This window comes from Parazoarcus sp. PS-13 R2A (assembly GCF_057621855.1).
On record NZ_JBYEXN010000023.1, the window covers coordinates 61,238 to 80,422 of the forward strand.

At 64.0% G+C, this 19,185-nt stretch carries 20 protein-coding genes and 1 pseudogene; 11 read left to right on the forward strand and 10 right to left on the reverse strand.

Annotated features, from left to right (window positions below; genetic code table 11):
* Window positions 1-126 precede the first annotated feature (126 nt).
* A complete protein-coding gene (gene fliE, locus AC22G6_RS18220) occupies window positions 127-447 on the forward strand; it encodes a flagellar hook-basal body complex protein FliE (RefSeq protein WP_487367952.1) in 321 nt (106 codons plus the stop codon).
* A 156-nt stretch (window positions 448-603) separates the two neighbouring features.
* On the opposite strand, the gene AC22G6_RS18225 is transcribed toward fliE, so the two are convergent.
* The 7 genes from AC22G6_RS18225 to AC22G6_RS18255 all read right to left on the reverse strand — a co-directional run bounded on the left by AC22G6_RS18225 (window position 604) and on the right by AC22G6_RS18255 (window position 7,142).
* The gene (locus AC22G6_RS18225; protein WP_487367953.1) at window positions 604-1,602 is read right to left on the reverse strand and encodes a galactitol-1-phosphate 5-dehydrogenase; all 999 of its coding nucleotides are present in this window, start codon (window positions 1,600-1,602) and stop codon (window positions 604-606) included.
* A gap of 17 nt (window positions 1,603-1,619) precedes the next feature.
* A complete protein-coding gene (locus AC22G6_RS18230) occupies window positions 1,620-2,381 on the reverse strand; it encodes an SDR family NAD(P)-dependent oxidoreductase (protein WP_487367954.1) in 762 nt (253 codons plus the stop codon).
* A gap of 1 nt (window position 2,382) precedes the next feature.
* Window positions 2,383-3,693: a histidinol dehydrogenase gene (gene hisD / locus AC22G6_RS18235; RefSeq protein WP_108948946.1), complete on the reverse strand. Its 1,311-nt coding sequence runs from the start codon at window positions 3,691-3,693 to the stop codon at window positions 2,383-2,385.
* A 119-nt stretch (window positions 3,694-3,812) separates the two neighbouring features.
* Window positions 3,813-5,126 carry a TRAP transporter large permease gene (locus AC22G6_RS18240; protein WP_487367955.1) on the reverse strand — a complete coding sequence of 438 codons (1,314 nt, stop codon included), beginning with the start codon at window positions 5,124-5,126 and terminating at the stop codon, window positions 3,813-3,815.
* An 11-nt stretch (window positions 5,127-5,137) separates the two neighbouring features.
* Window positions 5,138-5,695, reverse strand: a complete 558-nt coding sequence (locus AC22G6_RS18245) for a TRAP transporter small permease (RefSeq protein WP_487367956.1) — start codon at window positions 5,693-5,695, stop codon at window positions 5,138-5,140.
* 11 nt (window positions 5,696-5,706) lie between these two features.
* Window positions 5,707-6,867 (reverse strand): TRAP transporter substrate-binding protein, encoded by a 1,161-nt coding sequence (locus AC22G6_RS18250; RefSeq protein WP_487367957.1) that lies wholly within the window; start codon window positions 6,865-6,867, stop codon window positions 5,707-5,709.
* Window positions 6,864-7,142 carry a hypothetical protein gene (locus AC22G6_RS18255; protein WP_487367958.1) on the reverse strand — a complete coding sequence of 93 codons (279 nt, stop codon included), beginning with the start codon at window positions 7,140-7,142 and terminating at the stop codon, window positions 6,864-6,866. The genes AC22G6_RS18250 and AC22G6_RS18255 overlap by 4 nt, the downstream gene beginning before the upstream one ends.
* 196 nt (window positions 7,143-7,338) lie before the next feature.
* Here AC22G6_RS18255 and AC22G6_RS18260 point away from each other — a divergent pair, with 196 nt between their 5' ends.
* Window positions 7,339-8,397: a LacI family DNA-binding transcriptional regulator gene (locus AC22G6_RS18260; protein WP_487367959.1), complete on the forward strand. Its 1,059-nt coding sequence runs from the start codon at window positions 7,339-7,341 to the stop codon at window positions 8,395-8,397.
* 46 nt (window positions 8,398-8,443) lie between these two features.
* Here the strand turns inward: AC22G6_RS18260 and AC22G6_RS18265 are convergent, their stop codons facing one another.
* Together AC22G6_RS18265 and AC22G6_RS18270 are read right to left on the reverse strand one after the other, a co-directional pair.
* On the reverse strand, window positions 8,444-9,283 hold the full coding sequence (locus tag AC22G6_RS18265) for an inositol monophosphatase family protein (RefSeq protein ID WP_487367960.1): 840 nt from the start codon (window positions 9,281-9,283) through the stop codon (window positions 8,444-8,446).
* Entirely contained in the window at window positions 9,280-10,308 is a 1,029-nt protein-coding gene (locus tag AC22G6_RS18270; RefSeq protein ID WP_234419029.1) for a YeiH family protein, read from the reverse strand. The genes AC22G6_RS18265 and AC22G6_RS18270 overlap by 4 nt, the downstream gene beginning before the upstream one ends.
* 185 nt (window positions 10,309-10,493) lie before the next feature.
* Between AC22G6_RS18270 and AC22G6_RS18275 the strand changes: the two genes are divergently transcribed.
* The gene (locus tag AC22G6_RS18275) at window positions 10,494-11,261 is read left to right on the forward strand and encodes a GntR family transcriptional regulator (protein ID WP_487367961.1); all 768 of its coding nucleotides are present in this window, start codon (window positions 10,494-10,496) and stop codon (window positions 11,259-11,261) included.
* Between the two features lie 3 nt (window positions 11,262-11,264).
* On the opposite strand, the gene AC22G6_RS18280 is transcribed toward AC22G6_RS18275, so the two are convergent.
* Window positions 11,265-12,008, reverse strand: a complete 744-nt coding sequence (locus AC22G6_RS18280) for a GntR family transcriptional regulator (protein ID WP_487367962.1) — start codon at window positions 12,006-12,008, stop codon at window positions 11,265-11,267.
* 276 nt (window positions 12,009-12,284) lie between these two features.
* Here AC22G6_RS18280 and AC22G6_RS18285 point away from each other — a divergent pair, with 276 nt between their 5' ends.
* From AC22G6_RS18285 to AC22G6_RS18320, 8 genes and pseudogenes are all read left to right on the forward strand, one after another.
* Entirely contained in the window at window positions 12,285-12,566 is a 282-nt protein-coding gene (locus tag AC22G6_RS18285; RefSeq protein ID WP_108948937.1) for a UxaA family hydrolase, read from the forward strand.
* A 53-nt stretch (window positions 12,567-12,619) separates the two neighbouring features.
* Window positions 12,620-13,789, forward strand: a complete 1,170-nt coding sequence (locus tag AC22G6_RS18290) for a UxaA family hydrolase (RefSeq protein ID WP_108948936.1) — start codon at window positions 12,620-12,622, stop codon at window positions 13,787-13,789.
* 101 nt (window positions 13,790-13,890) lie between these two features.
* The gene (locus tag AC22G6_RS18295) at window positions 13,891-14,850 is read left to right on the forward strand and encodes a tripartite tricarboxylate transporter substrate binding protein (protein WP_487367963.1); all 960 of its coding nucleotides are present in this window, start codon (window positions 13,891-13,893) and stop codon (window positions 14,848-14,850) included.
* A gap of 58 nt (window positions 14,851-14,908) precedes the next feature.
* The gene (locus tag AC22G6_RS18300; RefSeq protein WP_487367964.1) at window positions 14,909-16,417 is read left to right on the forward strand and encodes a tripartite tricarboxylate transporter permease; all 1,509 of its coding nucleotides are present in this window, start codon (window positions 14,909-14,911) and stop codon (window positions 16,415-16,417) included.
* The gene (locus AC22G6_RS18305) at window positions 16,404-16,868 is read left to right on the forward strand and encodes a tripartite tricarboxylate transporter TctB family protein (RefSeq protein WP_487367965.1); all 465 of its coding nucleotides are present in this window, start codon (window positions 16,404-16,406) and stop codon (window positions 16,866-16,868) included. The genes AC22G6_RS18300 and AC22G6_RS18305 overlap by 14 nt, the downstream gene beginning before the upstream one ends.
* A 48-nt stretch (window positions 16,869-16,916) precedes the next feature.
* Window positions 16,917-17,846, forward strand: a complete 930-nt coding sequence (locus AC22G6_RS18310; protein WP_487367966.1) for a hydroxyacid dehydrogenase — start codon at window positions 16,917-16,919, stop codon at window positions 17,844-17,846.
* 10 nt (window positions 17,847-17,856) lie between these two features.
* Window positions 17,857-18,846 (forward strand): Ldh family oxidoreductase, encoded by a 990-nt coding sequence (locus AC22G6_RS18315; protein ID WP_487367967.1) that lies wholly within the window; start codon window positions 17,857-17,859, stop codon window positions 18,844-18,846.
* Between the two features lie 90 nt (window positions 18,847-18,936).
* Window positions 18,937-19,185 (forward strand): annotated as a pseudogene (locus tag AC22G6_RS18320) (NAD(P)(+) transhydrogenase (Re/Si-specific) subunit alpha); the annotation flags it as partial.

Below are 19,185 nucleotides of genomic sequence, written 5' to 3' on the forward strand. Positions count from 1 at the left end.
GCGGTTTGCCGGTGGCCTGCACCGCGCGGCGCTGACCCGGGACCGGTACGAAACCGTGCGGGTGGTGGCATGAGGATTGCTCTGCTATGCTCAGAACCAAGGTAACCCGAACCCGGGGGAGTAATCATGGAAACCCGCGGAATTGATCAAATGTTGTCCGAGCTGCGCTCGGTGTCGCAGACTGCCCAGAACAAGCCTGTTCAGGGCGGCGAGGCTGCGGGCGGCGTCAATTTTTCCGACGTCCTCAACAATGCACTCAAGGACGTCAGCGCTGCGCAGCAGGAAGCCCGCTCGATGGCGCAGGATTTCAGCGCCGGCGATCCCAACGTGAACCTGCAGGACGTGATGGTGAACCTGCAGAAGGCCAACCTCTCCTTCCAGCAGATGGTGCAGGTGCGCAACCGTCTCGTTACCGCCTATCAGGACATCATGAACATGCCGGTCTAAGCGGCACGTCTGACGTATTCAAGGGCCTGTGACCGGAGTCGATCCGGACACAGGCCCTTTTCGCATGTGAGCCGCAAAAGGGTTCGCCCGATCCTGCCGCATTGATGGCGCGGCAGGATCGGGCGAGTGTCGTACGACGCGCGAGTGTCGAGCCGCTTACGGGATCAGCACGATCTTGGCTGACGGGGTGCTGCCGTCGTGCAGGGACTGAAACGCGGCCGAGCCCTCGGACAGGGGCTGTGTGGACACCCAGTTCAGCGGGCCGAGCGCGCCGGTGTAGAGCGCCTGTGCGGCGGCTTTCAGGTCGGTCTGCGAGTAGGTGTAGACGCCGATGAAGGTGATCTCCGCCAGGGTCAGCTTGCGCACGTTGAAGTCGCCGTCGCCCTGCAGCAGGCCGACATGGACGATGACGCCGCCCGGGCGGATGCTGTCGATTGCGGTCTTGCGCGTGGCCACGGCGCCTACGGCGTCGAACACCAGGTCGTAGTGATTTTCGTCCGGCGTGCTTGCCGACGGGTCGAAGACTTTGCCACAGTCGGCCTCGGTCGCGGTCTGGCGGCGCAGGGCGTTGGTATCGCCGATCAGGATGTCGCGGCAGCCGTAGTGCTTGAGCAGCAGCGCGATCAGCAGGCCGATCGAGCCTGCGCCGATCACCATCGCCCTGGCTTCTGCGAGGGGGCGTTCGGACACGCGCATCGCCCTGTGGACCGCGTGCAGGGCGGTTGCGGTCGGTTCGGTGAGGGCGGCGGCCACCGGGTCCATGTCGTCGGGCAGTTCGATCAGCGACTGCTCGGGAATGGTCAGGTACTGGGCGAAGGCACCGGGGCGGGACATGCCGATCATGGTGCGGTTGGCGCACAGGTTCTGGCGCCCGCTTAGGCAGTATTCGCAATAGCCGCAGAAGGCGATCGGGTTCATCGTCACCCGCTTTCCGCGCAGGCGGCCGTGCTCGACGATGCCGGTGGCTTCGTGGCCGAGGATCATCGGCGGCACGCGACGGGCATCATGCCCGTGGTAGGCGTGCATGTCTGAGCCACAGATGCCGACCGCATCGATCTTCACCAGCGCTTCGCCCGGACCGGGAGAGGGGAAGTCCGCGTCGCGGTACTCGACTTCACGGGTGCCGGTATATACCAGCGCGCGCATGCTGTTCATTGTCTCTTCCTTGTTGTTCATTTTGCGGAGAAACCGCCGTCGACGAACAGGGTCTGGCCGGTGACGTAGGCGGATGCATCCGATGCGAAGAAGATCGTGGGGCCGGCGATGTCTTCGAGTTCGCCGTTGCGCCCGATCATGGTCTGGCGGGCATTGGCCTCTGCGCGTGCGGGGTCGTTGAAGACCGCTGCGGTGAGCTCGGTGGGGAAGAAGCCGGGCGCGATCGCATTGACCGTGATGCCGTGGCGCGACCAGGCCTCGGCCATCGCTCGCGTCAGCTGCACAATGCCGCCCTTGCCCGCACCGTAAGGTGCGCTGTTGGGAAAGGCGCGCTGCGATTGCAGCGATGCGAGGTTGATGATGCGGCCCCGGCCTTTGGCGATCATGGCGGGTGCCATGGCCTTGGCGAGGAAGAAGGGCGCGGTAAGGTGGAGCGCGAGGTGCAGGTTCCAGGCTTCAGGGCCGACTTCCTCGATGGGCTGGCGCAGATTGACGCCGGCGGCATTGATGAGGATGTCCGGCGCCCCAAAGGCTTCGGCAGCCTGTGCAGCGATGCTGCCAAGCGCGGCGGGGTCGGCGAGGTCGGCAACGACGAAGGCGGCACGCCCGCCGGCGCTGCGGATCTCACCGACCGCCTGCTCGAGTTCATCGCGGCGGCGCGCGATCAGCACCAGGTCGGCACCCGCGCCGGCCAGCGCCCGCGCCATGGCGCGGCCGAGGCCGGAGCTGCCGCCGGTGACGGCGGCAACGCGCCCGCTCAGATCGAAACGGGCGCTCATGTCACTGCATCCCGATGTCGAGCAGGAACTTCTCGCCCGGATAGTACTTGGCGAGGCGGACGTCACCGGTGCGCGCATGGCCTTCCATGCCTTCGCAACGCGACAGGCGTGCGGTTGCCGCGGCGACGCTGCGGGTGGCTTCCTGGGTCTGACGCTGATGGGTGACGATCTTGAGGAACTTCTGTGCGCTCAGGCCGCCGGTGTAACGCGCAGCACCCTTGGTCGGCAGGATGTGGTTGGTGCCCGAACACTTGTCGCCAAATGCCACCGTGGCTTCTTCGCCGACGAACAGCGAGCCGTAGCTGCCAAGCGTGTCCTGCCACCAGTCGAGATCCTTGGCCTGCACTTCGAGGTGCTCGGAAGCGTAACGGTCGGAGACTTCGACGACTTCCTCACGGGTGTCGCACAGGATGACTTCGCCGTAATCGCGCCAGGCGATCGTGGCCGCATTGCGCTGAACTTCGGGCAGGCGCTCGATATGGCCCGGCACCAGCGCGATCACCTGGTCGGCGATGGCGCGCGAGGTGGTGAACAGCCAGGCCGGGGAGTCGGGGCCGTGCTCGGCCTGACCAACGAGGTCGGCGGCGAGGATGTCCGGATCGGCGGTTTCGTCTGCGATGATGCCGATCTCGGTGGGGCCGGCGAACATGTCGATACCGCAGCGACCGAAGAGCTGGCGCTTGGCTTCGGCAACGAACTTGTTGCCGGGGCCGACCAGGATGTCGGCGGGCTTGCCGGTGAAGAGGCCGTAGGCCATCGAGGCGATGCCCTGTACGCCGCCCATCTGCAGGATGGTGTCGGCGCCGGCCAGGTCCATCGCATAGAGAATGGCCGGGTGGATGCCGTCCTTGTCACGCGGCACGGAGCAGGCGATGACGTTCTTCACGCCGGCAACCTTGGCGGTGGCCACGCTCATGATGGCGGAAGCGATGTGGGCGTAGCGGCCGCCGGGCACGTAGCAGCCTGCGGTTTCCATCGGGATCAGTTTCTGGCCGGCGAAGAGGCCGGGGCTGAGCTCGACTTCGAACTCGCCGATCGAGTCGCGCTGGGCGCGGGCAAAGCTGCTGACGCGTGCGTAGGCAAACTGGATGTCGAGCTTGAGCTGCTCGGACACCTTGTCCTTGGCGGCTTCGATCTGGGCGCGGCTGACGATGATGTCGCCGTCCCAGTTGTCGAGCTTCTTGCAGTATTCGAGTGCGGCTTCTTCGCGGCGGGTTTCCATGTCGCGCAGCATCGTGGTGACGGTGTCGCGGGTCTGCTCTTCGCCGGTGGCGGAGGTCTTGCTGGCTTTTTTGATATAGGTGATGGTCATGATTTGTCTCCTCTGATTATACGAATGTAAGCGCTTACATTAAACCTGAAAAAATATTCCGTCAAGCCCGTTTTCACCGGATGGCGGGCTTCCATCCGGCGCCTGAACGGGCACAGGCTTTAACCCGGAATGCCCCACATCGAAAGCTGCGGAATGAAGGCCACCAGCAACACCACCACCAGCATGCCGAGCACGTAGGGGATGGCATAGCGCGACATCGCCATCACCGAGCAGCCGGTGAGTCCCGACAGCACGAACAGGTTGAGTCCGAACGGTGGGGTGATGAAGCCGATGCCCAGGGTGGTGACCATGATGATCGAGAAGTGGATCTCGCTCATCCCGAGCGACTGCGCCAGCGGCAGCAGCAGGGGCGACATGATCAGGATGCTGGGTGTGGTTTCCATGAACAGGCCGGTGATCAGCAGCAGTCCGATCATCATCAGGATGATCATGGTCGGGTCGCTGGAGATCCCGCTGATGGTCTGCACGAAGGACTGTGGAATGTCGAGCACCGCCATGATCTGCGCCAGGGGCAGGGACACGGCAATGATGGGCACGATGATGCCGCACACCTTGGCCGAGCTTTCCAGCATTTTGGGGATGTCGGCAAAACTCAGGCGCTTCTGATGGAAGCCGATCAGCACCGTGATCGTGACCGCTGCAGCCGCGGATTCCGTCGGGGTGAATACGCCGGAATAGATGCCGCCCAGAATCACGCCCGGCACCCCCAGCGCCCAGCGTGCCGCCCAGACTGCCTGCAACCAGCGCCGGAACGAGAAGGAGGTGCGTCCCTGCTCGAAGCCATGCACACGGTTGAGGATGACGTTGGTCACCATCACCGAGAACATGATCATGATCCCGGGGATCAGTGCGGCCAGAAACAGCGTGGAGACCGAGATGCCGAGCACGAGGCCGATGATGATGTAGGCGATCGAGGGCGGAATCAGGATGCCGGTACAGGCGCCCGAGGCCACCAGCGCGGCGGCCGCAGGCAGCGGGTAGCCACGCTCGACCAGACGGTTGATGGTCATCCGACCGACCGCTGCAGCGCCGGCAGCATCCGAACCCGAGATGCAGGCAAAGAAACCGCAGCCCAGGGTGGTCGAACAGCCGAGACCCGTGCGGACGCCGCCGACGGTGGCCTCCGCGAGGTCAAGGAGCTTGTCCGACAGCCCCGAGCGCACCAGCGCATCACCGGTGAGGATGAACAGCGGCACGGCGATCAGCGCGAAGTGGTCGATCCCCTCGAACAGACCTTCGCCAACCATATTGACGGGGATGACGCCTGTTGCGTACACCATTGCCAGCGTTCCCAGACCCAGCGATACCCAGATTGGCGTACCGATCAGGACGAGGAAGCCGAGCAGGGCAAGTGCGGCGTAGAACTCGACGCCAAGCGTCATCGCCGTCCCCTGCGTGAGCATGAAGTCCATTGCGCTTCTCCTCAGTCGAACAGTTTGTGGCCCTCGAAGGGCGGTCGTCCGGCCTTCAGGTCCTTGATATCGCGACGCATCGATTGCAACACCCGCAGCACGATGCAGGAGAAGCCGAAGGGGACGGCAAACAGGAACCACGCCTGACTGACTCGCAAGCCCGGAGTGACCGACTCAAACCTGATCGAGGTAAGGACGGGTTCGATCGACAGGTAGAGCGCGAACACCGCGAACACGAGGGTGAAGAAATCGCTCAGCAACCACGAGATCGCCCGCCCGCGGGCCGGCAGTGCCTGTACCAGGGCGTCGATGCGGATGTGGGCGCGGTCGCGCACGGCAAATGCCGCCGCGATCCACGTCAGGTAGATGAAGGCGTAGCGCGCCACTTCTTCACCCCACACGGACGAGTAGGACAGGCCGAAACGGCGCACCACGTCGACCGAGATGACGGAAATGATGGTTGCGTAGAAAAACAGCAGCAACCACCGTTCGCCGTTGCGGTCGATCCGTGCAAGCCAGCCCCGCGGGGCTGCTTGCACGCTGTTGGCGCCCCCCGTGGCAGTCATCATGACCGCGCTGCTCACGAGATGTCCTGTACGTAGTAACTGCCCTGCGTGTTTGCGGCCTCGAGCAGTTTGTCAAAGTTGGCGAGCGAACCTGCGAACTCGGCCTTCATCGCATCCCAGGCCGGCAGCTGGTGACCGCAACGCGCTGCCCATTGCTTGATGTCGTCCGCGCTCGGGATGTGGATCTTGACGCCGGCCTTGCGCAGCTGGTCCATCGCATAGGCACGGGATGCAGGCACACGGGCGAGGTTCTGGCGGAAGGTGACATCGGCGGCTTCGGTGATGTTGGCCTGGATGTCCTTCGGCAGTTCATTGAACCACTTGAGGTTGCACGTATAGATCTGGATGTCGGGCACCGAACGGATGGTCGAGATCGAGTGCAGGGTGTCGGCGAACCCATAGGTCAGCAGTGCCTGCAGGCTGGAGTCGAGCGCGTCGGCTACGCCTTGCTTGATCGCGGAGCTGGCCTCACCCCAGGCGATCGGCGTCGGATTGGCGCCGGCCAGGCGGTAAAAGGTTTGCAGCACATTTGACGACGGCACGCGAAACTTGATGCCGGCGATATCGTCGGGCACGGACACCGGGCGGTCGCGCAAGCCTTTGCGGATGGCAACGGTGCGGGGGTCGATGCAGACATACATCAGCGGCTTGAAGCCGCGTGCTTCAACCGCGGGATGCACGAGATTGCGCCATGCGGGGGACGTCAGCAGGTTCACCGCCTGCTGGTTGTTGCCGCACCAGTAGGGGATGTTGATCAGATCGGCCGCGGGCGCGAAGGGCGCGAAGTTCGCGATCGAGTACATCCCGATCGGCACGGTGCCGTTCTGTACCTTGCTCGCAAGTGCGCTACCGACGCCGAGCTGGCCGCCCGGCGAGAGCTTGACGTAGACCTTGCCCTCGGTGAAGTTCTGGATGTTTTCCTTGAGGTCGAGCTGCATCATCGGGTAGCTGCGGCTGGCACCGAGGATGTACTCGGTTGCCATGATGACCTGGATCTTGGACTTGCTTTCGCGCTCGCGCTCCTCGTTCGCAACCTGTGCCATGGCGTCGTCCGAGAACAGGGCGCCGGCACTGACACCGGCGACGGCTGCGGTGAAGCCGAAGCGTCCGCTCATCTGGAAAAATCGGCGGCGTTCCATCTGTTCCGGTGCGTTGCTCTGGATTTTTGTGTTCATTTCGTGTCTCCTTCGGTGGTGGTGTCCAGCGCGGGGGCATTGTTTGCCCTCCGTTGTTCTTCGAGCAGGCAGGCGCCGAGGCCAATGGCAAGGCCCAGTGCGAGCAGGATTGCGAGCAGGATTTCGGGGATCAGCGGGAGCTGGTCGAAACCGAAACTCATGTGCAGCTTTCCGCTGACGATGGCGGCCCAGAATGCGACGAAGGTCGCGGCCGAAAGGCGGAACAGCAGACGGGTGTGCGGGGGTTTCCCCCCATGTGTGGACGGGTTCTGCACTGCGTTGTCTCCTTCGTTATGGCGCCTGTAAGCGCTTACATTTTTGTGTAGTTAAATGCAGATCGGCAGCTTTGTCAAATAGAAATTTCCATGTCTATTCATTCGTATCATCTGAATGACTATTGATCGTCGAAGTGTTGCAGCGGGGGCTGAAAGCGCTACCATTCGTGTCTGTTCTGACATACAGGAAACGTGCATGGTCGAGGGTCGCAGGCGGGAAACGATTCGCAATGACCGGCCGGTACTGGCGGATGTGGCGCTTGCGGCCGGGGTATCGACCGCATCTGTGTCGCGGGTGCTGAACGAGCCCGACAAGGTGCGTCCCGAGATGCGCCAGCGCGTGATGGCGGCGGTGGAGCAGCTGGGTTACGTGCCTGACGGCGCGGCGCGGGCGCTGGCCTCCGGGCGCCTGCGAACCATTGGTGCAATCGTCCCCACGCTCGACAACGCCATCTTCGCCAGTGGCATCAACGCGTTGCAGCGCCGGCTGGCGCAGCGCGGTTTCACGCTGCTGGTGGCGTCGTCCGAATACGACAGCGACGAAGAGGCGCGCGAGGTCCATGCGCTGGTCGTGAGGGGGGTGGATGGTCTCGTCTTCGTGGGCGAAGGTCACGATCCCAAGCTGTACAAACTGCTCGCCTCCAAGGGCCTGCCGTACGTGAATACCTGGGTGCATTCGCCCGACCAGCCGCATCCGACCATCGGTTTCGACAACCGCAGCGCAGGGCAGCGACTGGCCGACTATCTGATGGACCTGGGGCATCGGCGCATCGCGATGGTGGCGGGTTTCACGGCCCACAATGACCGAGCGCGTGCGCGTGCAGAGGGCGTGCGCGCAGCGCTGGCAAAGCGCGGGCTGGAGATTGCGCCCGGTCAGTTCCTGGAGCGGGCCTACGATGTGCGTGAGGGACGGGAGGCGCTGCGCACCCTGCTGCGTTTGCCGGAGCCGCCGACCGCGGTCATTTGCGGTAATGACGTGCAGGCCATGGGTGCGCTGTTCGAGACCCAGGCGCAGGGTATCGCCGTGCCCGCAAGGCTTTCCATTGTCGGCTTCGATGATCTGCCGATCTCGGCCAACCTCGTGCCTGCGCTGACAACGATCCGGGTGCCGGCGGCCGATATCGGGCGGCGTGCGGCGGATTATCTGCTTGATCGCCTTGCCGGGCAGGACCCGCCGGCTCACACCGAGCTGGATGCCGAGCTGGTGGTGCGCGGCACGACCGCACCCCCGCCAGTGCTGGCGGAGGGCGGCTGAGTCGGTCGTCACGGCAGGCGACGGAAGACGGGCGTCTGCAGGCGGTTCAGGTGCGGCTGCTTTCCCCGTCGAAGCCGTCGAGCAGGCGGGCGAGTGCTTCCAGTAGATCGGGGGCTGCGACGATGCAGGATCGGGTGTCGAGTACCGACCCGGCGGGGCCTGTGTTCTGCGCGCCGCGCAAGTCGAGGCGGCCGCCTGCCTCCTCGATCATCAGGCTGCCTGCAGCAAGATCCCAGGCTTTCATGCCGACCTGCCAGAAGCCGTCGAGCTGGCCGCTGGCCACGCGTGCGAGATCGAGCACCATCGAACCCGAGCGCCTGACGCCTTGCGCGGTGTTCAGTGCGGCGCCCAGGGCCGGCAGATAGCCCGCCATGGCCGCTGCGCCCGGCTTGGGGAATACGGTGCCGAGCAGGGCGTGTTTCAGCTCGCGGCATGATGAAACGTGTATCCGGCTGCCATTGCGCCAGGCGCCACCGCCACGGACGGCCGAGTAGGAGTCGCCACGCACCGGATCGACGATGACGCCGACCAGTGCCTGCCCGCGATGCAGGCAGGCCACCGACACCGCGAAGTCCGCCAGTCCGTGCGCGAAGTTCACCGAGCCGTCGATCGGATCGATCACCCACAGGTAATCCGACTCGACGTCATCGCCGCCGGCTTCCTCCGAGAGAATGGCGTGATCCGGGCAGGCGCTGCGGATGATGCCGATTGCTGCGGTTTCGGCCGCCAGGTCTATCGAGGTGACGACATCGCCCGCGCCCTTGTCGGCCACTTCGATGCTGTCGCGCTGCAGCCAGCCCTGATGCGCGATCCTGCTCGCGGCGCCCGCTGCGTCGCGCGCCACTGCGAGCAGGCGCTCACCGTCGAATGCGGATGGCGCGCTCATTTGATGACGTGCTCGAGCAGGTAGATGCCGCCCAGCACCCACAGCGCAAGGAAGAGCGTATTGGCCACGATCAGGGCGATCGGCTGCCAGCCGACGGTGCGCAGCTCGGCAAAGGAGGTCTTGACGCCGAGGGCGGAGATCGCCACGACCAGGCACCAGCGCGACAGGCTCGACAGGGAGTCGCTGACTTCGGTGGTGAGCAGGCCGGCACTGTTGATCAGCACGAGGATGATGAAGCCGACGAGAAAGCGTGGGAGCAGCGTGACCGGTTCATCATTGTCCTTGTTCTGGCGACGGAAGCTGAGCGAGATCATGAGTACGACCGGCACCAGCAATGCGACCCGGAACAGCTTCACCAGGGTGGCGGTTTCGGCCACCTGAGGCGAGATCAGAAAACCCGCGCCCACGACCTGTGCGACATCGTGAATCGTACCGCCAAAGAACACGGCGGTCATCTCCGGGCTGAGTTCGAGCAGCTTCGCGATCAGCGGGTAGGCGATCATCGCCACCGTCGACAGGGCGGTGACCGTGACCACGGTCAGCAGCGTCATGCGCTGGTTCTGATCGTTCTTGGGCAGGGCCGCAGCGATGGCAAGCGCGGCCGACGCGCCACAGATCGCCACCGCACCGCCGCCGAGCAGACCTTCCGGCCCGGTGCGTCCGAGGCGGCGCGCAAGCAGCGAACCGAACAGCAGTGTGGCGCCCACGCCTGCCACCACGAGTGCGATCGGACCGGCGCCAAGGTCGGCGATCTGGCCGACGGTGATGCGCGCACCGAGCAAGGCCACCCCGAAGCGCAGCACCCCGCGCGCGGCGAAATCGATGCCGATGCGCGTTTTGGGTTCCGCAGCCAGGTAGTGGAAAGCCATGCCAACCAGCAAGGCATAGAGAAACTGCGGGCCGCCGTAGTGCTCCGCGATGAAGGTGGAGGCGAGCGCGATGACGAGGGCCGTCATCAGGCCCGGCATACGCGCGGTGGTGCTGCGCAGGTTGGCGGCAATGCTGGACATCGTGGCTGTGCTCATGATCCTTCCATGTGACGTGCGCTTGAGGCCGACCGGTCAGCGGATCGGGCGTAATGACATTTCGGGACCAATGCTAGCGGAATTGTAAGATATAGGTCAACTAGATGAGTTAGGTGATGTAGAGTGTTGGGAAAGATGATTCCGTGCATCGGAGTCGATGTTGCGTCGAGGCGGGGGAGGACATGATGGAACTGCACATCAGGGAATTGCGGAAGTTCGACGAACCACTCTACAAGTGGGTGAAGCGCGGGCTGATCGAACTGATCGGACTCGGCACCTGGCGTCCGGCGCAGGCGATTCCGTCGGAGCGCAAGCTGTCGGATGGCTTTGGCGTCAGTATGGGAACCATACGGCGCGCGCTGGATGAACTGGTCGATGAGGACGTGCTGGTGCGCCATCAGGGACGCGGCACCTTCGTGACCGCGCATGATCGCAACCGCTATCTGTTCAGCTTCTTCAACGTCTGCGGGCATGACGGCCAGCGGATCTATCCGGTCGTGATCCTGATCGACTTCGACAGTCTGCGTGCCGACGCCTTTGTCGCGCGCAGCCTCGGCATCAGTCCGGGGGCCAAGGTGGTGCGGGTTCGCAACCTGCTGACCCTGAAGGGTGTGCCGACCCTGGTCGACGAGATTCTGCTGCCGGCGGCGCGCTTTGCCGGGATCAGTCGCGAGCGGGTGGCAGATCGCAGCGGGACGCTTTACCAGCTATACGAAGAACAGTTCCGGCAGTCGGTGACCCGTATCGAAGAGCGCTTGCGCGCGACGGTGGCCAACGCGCAGCAGGCTGCGGACCTGGAGGTCGATCCGGGTTATCCGCTGCTGCACATCGTGCGGCGGGCGTTTGCGGTCGACGGTACGCCAATCGAATTGCGCCACTCCTTCGTCAAGACCGAACACTACGAGTACTCCCGCACCCTGCATGAAGCCGATCGAGGGCGCGGCCGGGACTGACGTTTACTGGTGCTCTTCGGCGAAATACTCGTGATGCGCGGTGTTCACATAGCTGTGCCGCAACTCCACCGCGAGATCGTTGAACGACAGTGCAAGCCTGACGATATGCAGCAAGGGTGCGCCCACTTCGACCTCGAGCAGTGAGGCCAGGCGCTCGTCGGCGAGGCAGGCACGCAGGCGCTCCTCGGTGCGCAGCACGGCGACGGCGAAGTTGTCCTGGTAGAGCTGATAGAGCGTACCCGGCCGGTTGCGTACGGTCTCTGCGGTGAGATGCGGAAAGCTGCGCTCGGGGACGTGGATGTCGTCCACGATCAGGGGCTTGCCGGCGATGCTCAGGCGGTTGGTCAGGCGGAAAAGCTTCGACCCGGTGCGTATGCCAAGGCGCTGGGCCATGTCGGCGTCGGCCTTGATGCTGGCGAAGGCTTCCAGCTCTACCTTCGGGTATTCCTTGTGCCCGTCCTGTCCAATGATGTGGAAAAACGCGAACACGTAGCGATCGTGCGTGTGGGAGGTGACGAAGGTGCCGCGCCCCTGGTGCCGGATGAGAATGTTCTCCGCAACCAGTTCGTCGACCGCCTTGCGCACGGTGCCGATGCTGACTCCGAAACGCTCGCCCAGACGCTTCTCCGACGGGATGATCTCGCCCGGCTTCCACTCGCCACTACGCAGCGATTCCATGATCTTTCGCTTCACTTCCTGGTAGAGCGGAGCGCCCAGGGGAAGGCCTGACAGTGAAATCTGGTTCATGGTGGAAGCGGCCTCGATCAAGTAGGCGCGATGGCACTAGGGGCATCAATCATACCAAATCCCGCGCGAGATCAAGGCTTGAGCGATGCATCTCATCCGTATGAGTGTGCGCCTGCGCACTCACGCCATGCCAGTTGCGACCCCCGCATTTCATCTGCACTCAAAAAAGTTAACCAAAACATTCAACTCATATATATCACTCAGTTGACACGGATGAATTGCGGTACTACGATGCAGTTGCTGTCCGCATGGACTGATCGCCAAAGGAGAAGAGAGATGATTCATTTTGTCGTACATGAAGAGGGTGACTCGGTCGGCACGATCGTGGTCGAGGGCGTCAAGAGCGGCGCAACGCTGTCGGGCTGGATCATGGAGCAGGACCGCATGACGGAAATCAAGACGCGCAGCGACATTCCGATCGGTCACAAGATCGCGCTGCAGCAGCTGGAAGTCGGTGCCACGGTGATCAAGTACGGCGTCGATATCGGCAAGGTCGTTGCCCCCATCGCGGCGGGCGAGCACTTGCACGTCCAGAACGTCAAGACCAAGCGCTGGTAAGCCCAGGCTCAGGTCGCGCCACACCCATTCCATTCATAGAGAGGCATCGCCAAATGATCAGCAATGAAACGACTTTTCTCGGATATCGCCGCGAGAACGGCCGCGTCGGGGTTCGCAACCACGTCATCGTCCTGCCGGTGGACGACATTTCCAACGCAGCAGCCGAAGCCGTTGCGAACAACATCAAGGGCGCAATGGCCCTGCCGCATCCTTACGGTCGTCTGCAGTTCGGTGCCGACCTTGAGCTGCACTTCCGCACCCTGATCGGTACCGGTTCCAACCCCAACGTGGCTGCAGTGGTCGTGATCGGCATCGAGCCGGCCTGGACCAAGCTCGTTGCCGACGGCATCGCCAAGACCGGCAAGCCGGTTCACAGCTTCTCGATCTCGCAGAATGGCGATCACGAGACCATCATGAAGGCGTCGAAAGCCGCCCGCGAGCTGGTTCAGTTTGCCTCCGAGAAGCAGCGCGAAGAGTGCCCGATCAGCGAACTGTGGGTGTCCACCAAGTGCGGCGAGTCGGATACGACTTCGGGCTGCGGCGCCAACCCGACCGTCGGCAATGCCTTCGACAAGCTCTACGGTGTCGGCGCGACCCTGGTGTTCGGCGAGACTTCCGAGCTCACTGGTGGCGAGCATCTGGTGGCCGCACGCTGTGCCACGCCCGACGTGAAGGAAGAGTTCATGAAGCTGTTCAACAGCTATCAGGACATGATCAACCGTCACAAGACCTCGGACCTCTCCGACTCGCAGCCGACCAAGGGCAACATCGCCGGTGGTCTGACCACCATCGAGGAAAAGGCGCTGGGCAACATCCAGAAAATCGGCAAGAAGTGCAAGGTCGATGGCGTGCTCGACTATGCCGAAACGCCGACCGCCCCCGGCCTGTGGTTCATGCAGTCGAGCTCGGCTGCTGCCGAGATGGTGACACTGTGTGCAGCTGCCGGTTACGTGGTGCATTTCTTCCCCACCGGACAGGGCAACATCGTCGGCAACCCGATCCTGCCGGTGATCAAGATCTGCGCAAACCCGAGGACCGTCCGCACCATGGGCGAGCACATCGACGTCGATACCTCCGGCCTGCTGCAGCGGGAAATGAACATGGATGGCGCGGGTGACCAGTTGCTTGAATGCATGCTGCGCACCGCGAACGGACGACTTACCGCGGCCGAAGCACTGGGACACCGCGAATTCGTGCTGACCCGTCTGTACGAGAGTGCCTGATTTACTGAAGCCTGACGCCGGCCGCTGAGGCCGGTTGCTGCAACGGGGGCTCTCGCCATGAGGCGATGGCCCCCGAAACCCCTTGATGGAGGAGACACATAATGAGAAAGCTTCAAAGCGCCATTACCCGCATGACCGTCGCCAGCCTGTGCAGCATCTCCCTGGGGGCCGCTGCGGCCTACCCGGAGCAGACCATCAACTACATCATCCCTTTTGGTCCGGGGGGTGAGTCGGACATCGCCGCCCGCCTGCAGGAGCCGCTGTTCAAGAAACTCAGCGGTCAGTCGGTGGCAATCCAGTACAAAGCCGGTGCGGGCGGCGCTGCAGCTTGGGCGCAACTGAACAGCATGACTGCTGACGGCTACACGATGATGGGGACGAACCTCCCGCACATCGTGCTGCAGCCGATGGAAAAGGACGTGGGTTACCGCACCGCCGAGATGACCAACGTGTACTGGTTTCACTACACGCCGGATGCGCTGCTGGTGACTGCCGACAGCCCCTACAAGACCCTGGCGGACTATCTCGCTGCCGCGCGCAAGGCGCCGGGCGGGGTGATCGTTGGCGGCACCGGCACCAACTCCGGTAACGAGCTGGCGAAGGCGCGCCTGGACAAACTCGCCAGCATCAAGACCACCTATATCCCGTTCAAGGGCACGGGTGCGGTCAACACCGCACTGCTGGGCAAGCAGGTCGCGGCCTCCTGGGGCTACACCACGGTGAAGCTGCAACTGGGCGACCAGGTGCGCTGCCTTGCGGTGGCCATGGAAACACGGCATCCGCGCATGCCGGATTGCCCCACCTTCCGCGAGCTGGGCATCGACATGGTCGGTGGGGTCTATCGCGGACTCGCCGTGCCGTCGAGCACGCCGGCTGCGGTGCAGAAACAGGTCGCCAGCCTGATTGGGCAGATCAACAAGGACCCGGTCTTTGTCGAGAAGATGCTGGATAACGGATTTACCGTCGTTGATGTCGGCCCCGAGCAGATGAAGGACTTCATGGACAAGATGAGCAAGGAATACGCCGAAGCAGCCAAGGATCTTGGCATCAAGGCGCAGTGATTTTCTCCAAAGCACGGCCCGCGAGGGCTGTGCGTGTTCGTCTGTCTGAGGAGTTCGCATGCCTGGAATCGAGTATCTCCTTCATGCCCTGAGCCCGATGAGTCTGCTGATCGCCTTCGCCGGCGTGCTGGCAGGCATCCTCATCGGTGCAATGCCAGGGCTGACCGCAACCATGGCGGTTGCGGTGCTGGTCCCCTTCACCTTTGGCATGGAGCCGGGTGTCGCGCTGATCGCGCTTGGTGCCATCTACACCGGTGCCATTTACGGCGGTGCCTATTCGGCCATCCTGCTGAAGACGCCGGGCACGCCGTCGTCGATCGCCACCACCTTCGACGGCTATCCAATGGCCAAGCGTGGCGATGGCGACCTCGCGCTCACACTGGCCTGCCTGGCTTCGGTATTCGGCGGACTGGTGGGCGCGGTCTTCCTGTTGCTGCTCGCACCGCCGCTGGCTTCGGTCGCTCTGAGCTTCGGTCCGGTCGAGTACTTCTGGCTCGCCATCTTCGGTCTCACCCTGATCGCGTCGCTCAGCGAAGGCAGCCTGATCAAGTCCCTGATCGGTGGCTGCATCGGCCTGTTGCTGTCGATGATCGGCGTCGCCGAGGTCGGTGGTGATGTGCGTTTTACGGGCGACTCGCAGGCCCTGCTTGGTGGCATCGACATCGTCTCTGCGCTGATCGGTCTGTACTGCGTGCCGGTGCTGCTTGAACTCGTGGCTTCGCCCGACCCGCACATGCGGCTCGGCAGCCGGGTATCGAGCTACCGCCTGGGTGAGGGCATGCGCCAGTGCTGGAGGTCGCGCTTCAACATTATCCGCAGTTCGGTGATCGGCACCGTCGTTGGCATCCTGCCTGGCGCAGGTGGGTCGATCGCGTCGCTGATTGCCTACTCGGAGGCGCGGCGCAGCGCCAAGGAGCCTGAGAGCTTTGGCAAGGGCAATCCGGATGGCCTGCTGTCAACCGAGTCAGCAAACAATGCGACGGTGGGTGGCGGCTTCATCCCCACGCTGGTGCTGGGCATTCCGGGCACGCCGCCGGATGCGGTAATCCTCGGTGCCCTGCTGGTGCAGGGCGTGCGCGTCGGGCCGCAGCTGTTCGGCGAGCAGAGCGAGATCGTCTACACCTTCATCTACGGCCTGTTCATCGCCACCGTGCTGATGCTGCCGGTCGGTCTGCTGGTCGGCCGCTACGCCTTCAAGTCGCTGGTGGGCATTCCGAAGGCGCTGCTCGCCCCTTCGGTCGCCTTCCTCACCATTCTCGGCAGCTATGCCGTGCATAACAACGCACACGAAGTGCTGCAGATGGTGCTGCTTGGTGGCTTTGCCTGGGTGATGGCGAGCTGGGGCTTCTCCGCCTCTCCGATCGTGCTCGGACTCATCCTTGGGAGCATCGCTGAAGGTGGATTCGTGCAGGGCTATCTGATCGGTTCGGCCAAGGGCAGCGCGCTGGCGGAGTTCTTCGGGCGCCCGATCTCGATCGGCATCATCGTGTTCATCCTGGTCGGCCTGCTGTATCCGTTGCTGACCCGTCGCTTTGGCAAGAAGGAGATCAAGCATGAGTACGCATGAGATGAAAGTGCGCGACGTGTCCGGTGTGATCGCGTCGGTGATTGCGATCGCTGTCGGTGTGATGGTGCTGCTTGCAGCGCGGGACTTCGACACTCTCGGTGCGGTGTTTCCGCGCTCGGTGGCAGCGTTGATGATGGTGCTCGGTGCCTGCTACGTGGTGCTTGCCCTGCGCAAGCCCGGGGTGAATCCCGCGCGCCTTGAAGGTTCGGGCATGCGCCGGCTGGCCTTGTTCTGCGTCCTGCTGGGCTGGGCGCTGCTGCTTGAGCCGCTTGGTTTCCTGACCACCAGCCTGATCGGCTATGTGCTCGGGCTGCTGATCGCCAACTTCGATCGCTGGACCCCGCGCATGACGATGATCTACTGCGGCGCCGGGTGCTCGATGGTCGTGGGCCTGTTCCTGCTGTTCCGCTTTGCCCTGAAGGTGCCGTTGCCCCCCGGCATCCTGATCTGATCCGTGCCGTTTCGTACGCCCAACCCCAGCAAGAGATAGAGGAAAAAAATGACAAAGGTCGTGATCTCCGAGTTCATGGATGAAAGTGCGGTGGATGCGCTGCGCGCCCGTTTCGATGTGCTGTATGACCCCAAACTGGTGGACCAGCCGGCAGCCCTGCTCGCGGCGCTGGCGCAGGCGGATGGCCTGATCGTGCGCAACCGCACCCAGGTCAGCGCCGACATGCTGGCAGCAGCGCCGGCACTGAAAGTGGTGGGCCGTCTTGGTGTGGGACTGGACAACATCGATGTGGTGCGGTGCAAGGCCGCAGGGGTAGAAGTGATCCCGGCCACTGGCGCCAATGCCCTTGCCGTGGCTGAGTACGTCATTGGCACGGCGATGGTGCTGCTGCGCGGCAGCTATCTGTCGAGCAGCGAGGTGGCTGCCGGCGAATGGCCGCGTACCCACATGTCGAATGGGCGCGAGACCGCAGGCAAGACGCTCGGTCTGGTCGGCTTCGGCGGCATTGGTCAGCTCACGGCCCGTCTGGCCCGTGGCCTCGGCATGCAGGTGGTGGCACATGACCCGATGATCGCGAACGATGCGCCGGTGTGGGCGGAGTCGGGCGTGACCCCACTGGCGCTCGATGCGCTGGTGAGCACGGCCGATGTCGTCAGCCTGCACGTACCGCTGACCGATGGCACCCGCGGCCTGTTCGGCGCCGCCTGCATCCAGTCGATGAAGGCGGGTGCCGTGCTGATCAACACCGCACGTGGCGGCATTGTCGACGAGGCGGCGCTGGCTGCGGCACTTCGCAGCGGGCACCTTGGCGGCGCGGCGCTGGACGTGTTCGAGGCCGAACCGCTGCCCGCAGGGTCGGCGCTGGCCGGTGTCCCCAACCTGATCCTCACGCCGCACATCGGCGGGGTGACGTTTGAATCCAACGAGCGCGTGAGCAGCCTTATCGCAGAGCGTGTCATCCGTTTTCTTGCAGACTGAGGAGCCGCACATGGCCAGACACACGATTGATCATCTGCTCGAACTGACTGCCGCTGCGCTGACGCGTGCCGGAGCAGGGCCCGACATGGCGGCGTCCACCGCGCGGTCGCTGGTGGCGGCCGAAGCGCAGGGGCTGGCTTCGCATGGGCTGGCGCGGGTGTCGCAGTACGCGGCCCATCTGCGCAACGGCCGCGTCAATGGCGATGCAAAGCCGAAGGTGGTGAGTGAGCGTGCCGCCGCCTGCCTGATCGACGCCGAAGAGGGGCTGGCTTTCCCGGCCTGCGATCTGGCGATCAGGGAGGCGATCGAGCGCGCCCGCAAGTGCGGCGTGGCCTTTGCCGGCATCACCCGCAGCCACCATTTCGGGGTGGCCGCACTGCACCTCGAGGCGGTGGCTGCCGCCGGCATGGTGGGTCTTGCCTTCGGCAACTCACCGGCGGCGATGCCGGCCTGGGGCGGCAAGCGCGCCCTGTTCGGCACCAATCCGGTCGCTGCGGTGTTTCCGCGTCGCGACGGGGAGCCGATCACGATTGACCTCGCCTTGTCCGAAGTTGCGCGTGGCAAGCTGATGGTGGCGGCACGCGACGGCAAGTCGATCCCGACCGGCTGGGCGCTGGACAGGAACGGCGAGCCCACCACCGACCCGAAAGCCGGGCTCGAGGGCATGATGTGCCCGGCGGGCGGGGTGAAGGGGGCGATGCTGGCGATGATGGTGGAGCTGCTGTGCTGCTCCCTGACCGGCGCCGCCTTCGGCTTCGAGGCCGACTCCTTCTTCGTCGAGGAAGGCAATCGTCCGCGCATCGGCCAGGCTTTCCTGGTGATCGATCCGGGCGCGCTGGCCGGCACCGACACCTATCTGGAGCGCGTTGAGACCCTGCTGACGGCCATGCTCGTCGATGAGGGCGTGCGTGTGCCGGGCGACCGTCGTCGCGGCATTGCGCTCAAGGCCATGAGCGAAGGCGTTGAAGTCGCCGACGCACTGCTCGCACAGCTGGTCTGAGTTTTCCCCGCGCGGGCCTTCTGTCCGCGCGGGTCTTGAATACCCGATTGTGTTGTTGAGATGCCGGGCAGGGCCTGGCAGGGAGGAGTCATGTCGTTGAAGATTGGTGTGCCGGCTGAGACTCATCCCGGCGAGCGCCGCATTCCGGTCGTGCCGGATGTGGTCAAGAAATATCAGGGCCTCGGTGCCCATGTGGTGATGCAGGTCGGCGCAGGCGTGCCGGCGCATTTCCGTGATGAAGCGTTTGCCGAGGTCAGTCTGGTCGATGACGTCGCAGCGGTGTTCGGCGAAGCGGAGGTGGTGCTGTGCGTGCAGCCGCCGACGCCGGCGTCGATCGCA

Coding starts and splice junctions, on each gene's coding strand:
- AC22G6_RS18265 (WP_487367960.1), bottom strand. CDS start 9,283: ATGAGCGCGCCATCCGCATTCGACGGTGAGCGCCTGCTCGCAGTGGCG.
- AC22G6_RS18315 (WP_487367967.1), top strand. CDS start 17,857: ATGGCCAGACACACGATTGATCATCTGCTCGAACTGACTGCCGCTGCG.
- AC22G6_RS18240 (WP_487367955.1), bottom strand. CDS start 5,126: ATGGACTTCATGCTCACGCAGGGGACGGCGATGACGCTTGGCGTCGAG.
- AC22G6_RS18245 (WP_487367956.1), bottom strand. CDS start 5,695: ATGATGACTGCCACGGGGGGCGCCAACAGCGTGCAAGCAGCCCCGCGG.
- fliE (WP_487367952.1), top strand. CDS start 127: ATGGAAACCCGCGGAATTGATCAAATGTTGTCCGAGCTGCGCTCGGTG.
- hisD (WP_108948946.1), bottom strand. CDS start 3,693: ATGACCATCACCTATATCAAAAAAGCCAGCAAGACCTCCGCCACCGGC.
- AC22G6_RS18310 (WP_487367966.1), top strand. CDS start 16,917: ATGACAAAGGTCGTGATCTCCGAGTTCATGGATGAAAGTGCGGTGGAT.
- AC22G6_RS18270 (WP_234419029.1), bottom strand. CDS start 10,308: ATGAGCACAGCCACGATGTCCAGCATTGCCGCCAACCTGCGCAGCACC.
- AC22G6_RS18250 (WP_487367957.1), bottom strand. CDS start 6,867: ATGAACACAAAAATCCAGAGCAACGCACCGGAACAGATGGAACGCCGC.
- AC22G6_RS18290 (WP_108948936.1), top strand. CDS start 12,620: ATGATCAGCAATGAAACGACTTTTCTCGGATATCGCCGCGAGAACGGC.
- AC22G6_RS18305 (WP_487367965.1), top strand. CDS start 16,404: ATGAGTACGCATGAGATGAAAGTGCGCGACGTGTCCGGTGTGATCGCG.
- AC22G6_RS18295 (WP_487367963.1), top strand. CDS start 13,891: ATGAGAAAGCTTCAAAGCGCCATTACCCGCATGACCGTCGCCAGCCTG.
- AC22G6_RS18230 (WP_487367954.1), bottom strand. CDS start 2,381: ATGAGCGCCCGTTTCGATCTGAGCGGGCGCGTTGCCGCCGTCACCGGC.
- AC22G6_RS18285 (WP_108948937.1), top strand. CDS start 12,285: ATGATTCATTTTGTCGTACATGAAGAGGGTGACTCGGTCGGCACGATC.
- AC22G6_RS18260 (WP_487367959.1), top strand. CDS start 7,339: ATGGTCGAGGGTCGCAGGCGGGAAACGATTCGCAATGACCGGCCGGTA.
- AC22G6_RS18225 (WP_487367953.1), bottom strand. CDS start 1,602: ATGAACAGCATGCGCGCGCTGGTATATACCGGCACCCGTGAAGTCGAG.
- AC22G6_RS18275 (WP_487367961.1), top strand. CDS start 10,494: ATGGAACTGCACATCAGGGAATTGCGGAAGTTCGACGAACCACTCTAC.
- AC22G6_RS18280 (WP_487367962.1), bottom strand. CDS start 12,008: ATGAACCAGATTTCACTGTCAGGCCTTCCCCTGGGCGCTCCGCTCTAC.
- AC22G6_RS18300 (WP_487367964.1), top strand. CDS start 14,909: ATGCCTGGAATCGAGTATCTCCTTCATGCCCTGAGCCCGATGAGTCTG.